The organism is Nitrobacter sp. 62-13 (assembly GCF_001896955.1).
Classification (GTDB): domain Bacteria; phylum Pseudomonadota; class Alphaproteobacteria; order Rhizobiales; family Xanthobacteraceae; genus Nitrobacter.
This window is the reverse complement of the sequence record NZ_MKRN01000072.1, coordinates 1-6,762: the sequence shown is the minus strand read 5'-3', so window position 1 is coordinate 6,762 and position 6,762 is coordinate 1. Positions and strand designations below refer to the sequence as shown.

The window sequence follows — 6,762 nt, the reverse complement described above, 5'->3', positions numbered from 1 at the left end:
CGACTTCCCGTGCAAGCCGCTGGGCGGCGTTTGCGATTTCCTGCCGCGAGCCGTAGTTGAACGCGACGACCAGATTGAGGCGGGTGTTGTTCTTCGTCAGCTCCTCGGCTTCGGTCAACAGCGCGCAAATTTCCTGCTCAAGCCCGGCGCGTTCGCCGATGACGCGGACGCGCACTCCATCGCGGTGCAATGTCGCGAGGTCGTTACGCACAAACCTCCGCAGCAAGCCAAACAGATCGCTGATCTCGGTCGCCGGCCGCGACCAGTTCTCGGAGCTGAAGGAAAAAATGGTCAGATAATGGATGTTCAGTTCGCTTGCGGCACGAACCACGCGTCTCAGCGCCTCGACCCCGCGGCGATGCCCCTCTGCTCGCGGCAATCCTCGTGCCGCCGCCCATCGGCCGTTGCCATCCATGATGATCGCAACGTGCAGCGGCGTATCGACTTGGTCCGAGCCCTCGATTGCAGGCGCAACAGCGTTCGACATCAGGTCAGTCCAATCCCGGCTAAACGGTGAGGATTTCCTTTTCCTTGCCCGCCAGCAATTGATCGATTTCGGAGATTACGCCGTCGGTCGCCTTCTGGACATCGTTGGCCAGACGCTTCTCGTCGTCCTCGGAAATCTCGTGATTCTTCTCGAGCTTCTTGATCGCATCCAGGCCGTCGCGTCGCACGTGACGAACCGCCACCTTGGCCGCCTCGGCATATTTGTGCGCGATCTTCACCAGTTCCTTGCGACGCTCTTCGTTGAGTTCGGGGATGCGCAGCCGAAGGACCTGTCCTTCGGTGGCCGGGCTCAGCCCGAGGTTGGAGTCGACGATCGCCTTCTCCACCGCCTTGACCATCGACTTGTCCCAGACCTGCACCGACAGAAGGCGCGGCTCGGGAACACTGATCGTCGCCACCTGGTTCAAAGGCATGTGGCTGCCATAGGCTTCGACCTGCACGGGATCGAGCATCGACGACGCAGCCCGCCCCGTCCGCAAGCTGCCCAGCTCATGCTTGAGGGACTGCGTCGCTCCCTGCATCCGGCGTTTCAGTTCGCCGATATCGAAATTCCCCGACGCCATGCTACTCTCCAATCCGAAACCTGACTCACATCCAACCCGATGAAACCGATCAACTGGCGACGATCGTCCCCCGCCCGGCGCCTTTCAGGATGGCGCCGATCGAACCCGGCTCGGCGATCGAGAACACAATGATAGGCAGCGACGTCTCGCGGGCAAGCGCGAAAGCCGTCGCATCCATGACCTTATAGCCGCCTTCGAGCGCCTGCGAGTGACTTAACCGCTCGAACCGCCTGGCAGACGGGTCCTTCTTCGGGTCCGAACTGTAGACGCCGTCCACGTTCGTCGCCTTGAGCACGGCCTGCGCGCCGATCTCCGCGGCGCGAAGCACCGCGGTGGTGTCGGTCGTGAAAAAGGGATTGCCGGTGCCGCCGGCGAGCAGAACGATGCGGCCCTCGGAGAGATATTTGTGCGCCGCGCGTCGGGTGAAAAGCTCGCAGACTTCGGGCATCACGAATGCGGACAGCGCCCGGGCCGACTGGCCGCGGCGTTCGAGGGCGGCCTCGAGCGCAAGGCAGTTCATGACCGTCGCCAGCATTCCCATCGTATCGCCGGTCGGCCGCGAGACGCCGCGCGACGACACCTCGACGCCCCGGAATATGTTGCCGCCACCGACGACAACCGCGATTTCGGTTCCCAGTTCGCGCGCCGCGGTCAGATCGCCGGCGATACGGTCGATGGTCGGCTGGTCGATGCCGAAGGGTTGCGGACCCGCCAGATATTCTCCGGACAGTTTAACGACGACGCGACGATAGTCCGGCTCATCCATGATGCGTTAGCTCCGCCGCAAGGGGTCCGATTCTAACATTCGTATCCGTTTCAGCGAACCTTCTTGCGAACGTTAGAATTGAAGAACCGCCAGCAGATATAGGTTGCAAGGGAGTCCGACCGTCGCCGCATCTTCGGATCCAGCGTCACCCCTGCCCGGCAGCCGCGGCGACTTCGGCCGCGAAATCGGATTCGGCCTTCTCGATGCCCTCGCCGAGAGCATAGCGCACAAAGCCCGTCAGTTTCACCGGCGCGCCGACCTTTGCCTCGGCCTCCTTGAGCGCCTGGCCGACGCTTTTCTTGTCGTCGAAAATAAACGGCTGTTCCAGCAGTGTCTGTTCCTTGAAGAAAGTCTTCAGGCCGGACTCGGTGATCTTCTCGATCATGGCCTCTGGCTTGCCCTGCTGTCGGAACTTGTCTGCAAGAATGTCCTTCTCGCGCTTGACGACGGCGGGATCGACCCCCGACGGATCGATGGCCAGCGGGTTCGATGACGCGACATGCATCGCGATCTGGCGGCCGAGCGCGGCCAGTTCGTCGGCGTTGCCACCCGACTCGAGCGCGACGATCACACCCATTTTCCCGGCGCCATCGATAACGGCATTGTGGACATAGCTCGCCACAATTCCCTTGCTGACTTCGAGCAAGGCCGCCCGACGCAACGTCATGTTCTCGCCGATGGTGGCGATCGCATCCGAAATTGCCGTCTCCACCGTGGCGCTGCCAACCTTGGCGGCCTTGATCACTTCAACGTCGGCGCCGACGCTGAGGGCGACTTGCGCCACCATCTTGACCAGCCCCTGGAACTGATCATTGCGCGCGACGAAATCCGTTTCCGAATTGACTTCGACGACGACGCCCTTGTTGCCGCTGGTGACGGCGCCGATCAGGCCCTCGGCCGCAACGCGTCCGGCCTTCTTGGCGGCCTTCGACAGCCCCTTCTTGCGCAGCCAGTCGATCGCAGCCTGCATGTCACCGTTGTTTTCGGCCAGCGCCTGCTTGCAATCCATCATGCCGACGCCGGTGGTTTCGCGCAGCTCCTTGACCATCGCTGCGGTGATTGTCGCCATTGCTGTGTGCCCTTTGCCTGTCAGGAGGCTGCGGCGCAACTCGCCGGCCGCCGCCTCTACTCAGGAAACAAGTCAGAAAACTCATTATGAAAGAGGGTGGCTGCGAAACCGCCACCCCTCACGTCATTCCGCTTCGGCCGTCAGCGTCTTGGCCTGAGCGACCCAGCCGTCGGCCCGGCTCGGAAGCCCGACCTCTTCGCCGATCTTGTGCGCGGTGTCGTGATCAAGCTCGGCGAGCTGCCAATAGTGGAAGATGCCGAGGTCGTTGAACTTCTTCTCGATCGCACCGGACACGCCCGTGAGCTTCTTGAGATCGTCGGCGACGCCCCGCGGACCCGCAAGGCCCTGGAAGCCTGATGGCTGCGCGGCCGCCGGAAGCTCCTCCCGGACCGGCTGAACCGCAGCGCCGATATCGATGCCGGATTCGCCCTGGGCGCGCGAAATGCCGTCGATCGCCGCGCGCGCAATGAGGTCGCAATAAAGGCTGATGGCACGGCCGGCGTCGTCATTGCCCGGCACCAGATAGGTGATGCCCTTGGGATCGCAATTGGTGTCGACGATCGCCGCGACCGGGATGTTGAGCCGCTGCGCCTCCTGGATCGCGATGTCTTCCTTGTTGGTATCGATCACGAAGATCATGTCGGGCAGACCGCCCATGTCCTTGATGCCGCCGAGCGACCGATCGAGTTTGTCGCGCTCGCGTTGCAGCGTCAGGCGCTCCTTCTTGGTGTAGGCGCTGGCGTCGCCGGAGCTGAGCACCTCGTCGAGATGGCGCAGCCGCTTGATCGAGCCGGAAATCGTTTTCCAGTTGGTCAGGGTGCCGCCAAGCCAGCGCGAATTGACGAAGTACTGCGCCGACCGCTTCGCGGCCTCGGCGACGCCGTCCTGCGCCTGCCGTTTGGTGCCGACGAAGAGGATTCGGCCGCCCCTGGCGACGGTGTCGCTGACGGCCTGCAGCGCACGATGCAGCAGCGGCACGGTCTGCGCGAGATCGATGATATGGATGTTGTTGCGCGCGCCGAAAATGTAATCCGCCATTTTCGGATTCCAGCGGTGCGATTGGTGGCCGAAATGAACGCCAGCCTCAAGCAGCTGGCGCATGGAAAATTCAGGAAGCGCCATGGTTCAATTCTCCGGTTGGTTCCTCCGGAAACGTGTGAGCAGGGCAAGCCATCAAACCAAAAGGCATCAACCAAAAGGAATGCGGCCCGGCTGCCACCGGACGGCTGTTTAGGCCATGTTTCCGTGTGAGATGGCGCGGCTTATAACCACCGCCCTGCCCTGACGCAAGGATTTCCCATCCTTATAGCGTTTTCGAGCGAAGCATGTCCTCGGGCTTGACCCCGGCATGGATACCGGTTCGCGTGAAGAAAACGCGTCAAAACAACAATCTAGGACTTCGCTTCTGATTCAATCAGAAGCGAACGGGAACAATGCCGGTCAGAGGGCCGGTACGGCCCTGCGGCCTAGCATTTGGCGACATGCGGCGGGCACTTTTTGGCTCCGCGTCCGCCACGAGGTGGCGGCGCCGGGGCGGCCGGCGCCGGCCGGGGCGGCGCGACAAACCTCGGCGGAGGTGCAGCGCGGGGCGGCGGCGCCATTCGCGGCGGCGGTGCCGCGTGCGGTGCTGGCCGGGGCGGCGCCGGTCTCGGAGGCGCCGCCATCCGCCGCATCGGCGGTGCTCCATGCGGTGCGGGACGCGGCGGCGAGGCGACGCGCGGGGGCGGTGCTGCATGTGGACGCGGCGGCGCGGACCTGGGAGCAGCCCGCGGCGGCGTCGCGCGCGGTGGTGCGACAACCGTTGGAGCCGTTCGGGATCGCGATGTCGGCCTTCGGATTGGCGGTTCCGCTTGCGGCCCTCGTGACCGCTGCCTTGCAGCGCCGGATTGTGGCGTGGCCGGACCGGACGCGCCGCCCCGCGGCCCGGTGATCGGCGACCGCCGAACATCGGAAGCCGGTCCCCTCTCCGGAACGGTTACGCCAGGTCTTGGCGTCGACGCACCGGGCGCCGGCGGCGTGCCTCTGGTGCCGGGCACCGGCAGCGCGTTCGTCTTCGGGAACCGCCTGCCGGTCGAATCCGGACCTGACGCCGGCTTGCCGGGCTGCGCCGCTGTCGCCGGCGGGCGTCCGGTCGGGGCGGTGACAGCCGGCTGAGCCTGTGTGCCGCCGGCCGCAGGGGACGTACGGCGTGGTCCGGGCGGCCTGTCTGTCGACCTTCCGAGCGATCCGGCTTTCGCAGCCGGATTAATCGACGCGCTCGGCGGGACCGGCGCTTTCCCTTCCTGAATCAGGGTTGCCTTGCGCATCACCGCGGCAGGTAGCGCAGGCCCCGTATGGACAGCGGGCGGGCTGACCTGATCTCGCGCGACCGGGGTTCGCGCCGGACCTGTTCTGACGCCCGGCCCGGCCGGGTTTATCAAAGGCGCTGCCGGATTTGCGGCGGGCGGCGGACGGTTGATGACATTATTGATCACCGTCGTGTTGTGAATATTGGCGAAGATGATGTTGTTCGGCGGAGGCCGGACGTAGGCCGGGGCGCTGACATAGGGTGGTATCGGCACGAACAGCGGGCTCGGCAGATAGAACAATCCGATCGGCGACGGTGGCGGCTCCAGCACGACGAAGTCGGGTGGCGGCGGCGGCAGGAAAAATACCGGCGGCGGTGGCGGCGGCGCGAAATCGAAATCCGGATCGCTGAACATCAGCACCGGCCGGTCGACATAGACAATCTCGTCGGAAGGCGGCGGCGGAACATCGTAGTCCAGCATCGTGAACGTTTGCGGCGGCTCGAGCGCAGCCGACAGGATCGCAAGCCTGCGCCGCGCATCAGCGGCGTGAGGCCCACGCGGATAGCGTCGCAGGTACGACCAGTAGGCGTCCGGCGTGTCGGCCCGATAGCTGCGCCGCCAGGTGATCGCCTCGCGGCGCGCCGCGATAATCGCCCTGACCCGCTTCGCCATCGGGTCCTGCGGATAAGCGGCGATGAAATCCTCGTAACCCTGCAAGGTGTCGCGATCGAGCGCGGCCAGATAGGCGTCCGACGCCCCGAGATCACGGATTGGTTTGTCACGCACGGCCGCCGCCTGGTCAGGCGACGCAGCCGCCGGCGCATCCGCTGCTCGATCGAAGAAGGTGAATTGCGCATCGTCGACCTTCTGCGTGTCCCACGGCACCTGCGCGCCCTTGGTGTTCTGGTTGACGCGCAAGCGCACGCGGTTGAACAACTCGGGAAGCGGCAGGCCGCCGGTGCGGATCATTTCAGCCACCGCTTGCGCGTAGGCTCCGTATGGCCCCGGCTCTTCCGGCGCGACCGTGCCCGGCGCAGCGTTGAATGCGATCAGCATCCGCGGATTGGGTTCGACGAGCGCCAGGCCGCTTGCAATCGATCCGTCTTCGATGAACGGCTGCTCACGCGCGATGTCCAGCACGACGATGCTGAGCTTTAGCGGCAACGCCGTGAGCTGACGCAGGTAATCGCCGATGCGCAGGCCTTCGGTCGGAATATCGGTGTCATGCGCGATCGTCGAATCCACCGGGATGAAATAGTTCTCGCCGGAAAACTGGAGGCCATAACCTGCGAGATAAACCACCGCGACGGTGTCAGGGCCGGATGTTTCCGCCTTCTTCATGAAATCGCGGAACGCACCACGCAACGTGTCGCCATCAAGGTCGCGGGCGCCGGTAACGTCGAAGCCCGCCGCCTGCAAGGTCTGCGCGATTAACCCGCCATCGTTGGCCGCCGTTGCGAGCGGCGCCTTGGCGTAGGCACCATTTCCGATCACAAGCGCGATACGCTTTTCCTGTTGCTGGGCAATGGCCGCGCTCGGGATCACCGAGAACGCACCGACGAGAAACAG

At 64.5% G+C, this 6,762-nt stretch carries 6 protein-coding genes; all 6 read right to left on the bottom strand.

Going from position 1 to position 6,762, the window contains the following annotated elements; all coding sequences use genetic code 11:
- A partial coding sequence (gene uppS / locus BGN91_RS06990; RefSeq protein ID WP_292611752.1) for a polyprenyl diphosphate synthase occupies positions 1-487 on the bottom strand: 487 nt, incomplete at its 3' end.
- A 19-nt stretch (positions 488-506) separates the two neighbouring features.
- Complete coding sequence (gene frr, locus BGN91_RS06985) at positions 507-1,070, bottom strand: ribosome recycling factor (RefSeq protein WP_292611750.1); 564 nt, start codon at positions 1,068-1,070, stop codon at positions 507-509.
- A 49-nt stretch (positions 1,071-1,119) separates the two neighbouring features.
- Positions 1,120-1,836 (bottom strand): UMP kinase, encoded by a 717-nt coding sequence (gene pyrH, locus BGN91_RS06980; protein ID WP_292611748.1) that lies wholly within the window; start codon positions 1,834-1,836, stop codon positions 1,120-1,122.
- A 145-nt stretch (positions 1,837-1,981) separates the two neighbouring features.
- Positions 1,982-2,905 (bottom strand): translation elongation factor Ts, encoded by a 924-nt coding sequence (tsf, locus tag BGN91_RS06975; protein ID WP_292611746.1) that lies wholly within the window; start codon positions 2,903-2,905, stop codon positions 1,982-1,984.
- A gap of 123 nt (positions 2,906-3,028) precedes the next feature.
- Positions 3,029-4,027 carry a 30S ribosomal protein S2 gene (locus tag BGN91_RS06970; RefSeq protein WP_292611744.1) on the bottom strand — a complete coding sequence of 333 codons (999 nt, stop codon included), beginning with the start codon at positions 4,025-4,027 and terminating at the stop codon, positions 3,029-3,031.
- Positions 4,028-4,371: 344 nt separating this feature from the next.
- The gene (locus tag BGN91_RS06965; protein ID WP_292611742.1) at positions 4,372-6,762 is read right to left on the bottom strand and encodes a caspase family protein; all 2,391 of its coding nucleotides are present in this window, start codon (positions 6,760-6,762) and stop codon (positions 4,372-4,374) included.

What these genes read in the sequence shown, in the direction of transcription:
- frr (WP_292611750.1), bottom strand. Translation starts at nt 1,070, where the DNA reads ATGGCGTCGGGGAATTTCGATATCGGCGAACTGAAACGCCGGATGCAG.
- pyrH (WP_292611748.1), bottom strand. Translation starts at nt 1,836, where the DNA reads ATGGATGAGCCGGACTATCGTCGCGTCGTCGTTAAACTGTCCGGAGAA.
- tsf (WP_292611746.1), bottom strand. Translation starts at nt 2,905, where the DNA reads ATGGCGACAATCACCGCAGCGATGGTCAAGGAGCTGCGCGAAACCACC.
- BGN91_RS06970 (WP_292611744.1), bottom strand. Translation starts at nt 4,027, where the DNA reads ATGGCGCTTCCTGAATTTTCCATGCGCCAGCTGCTTGAGGCTGGCGTT.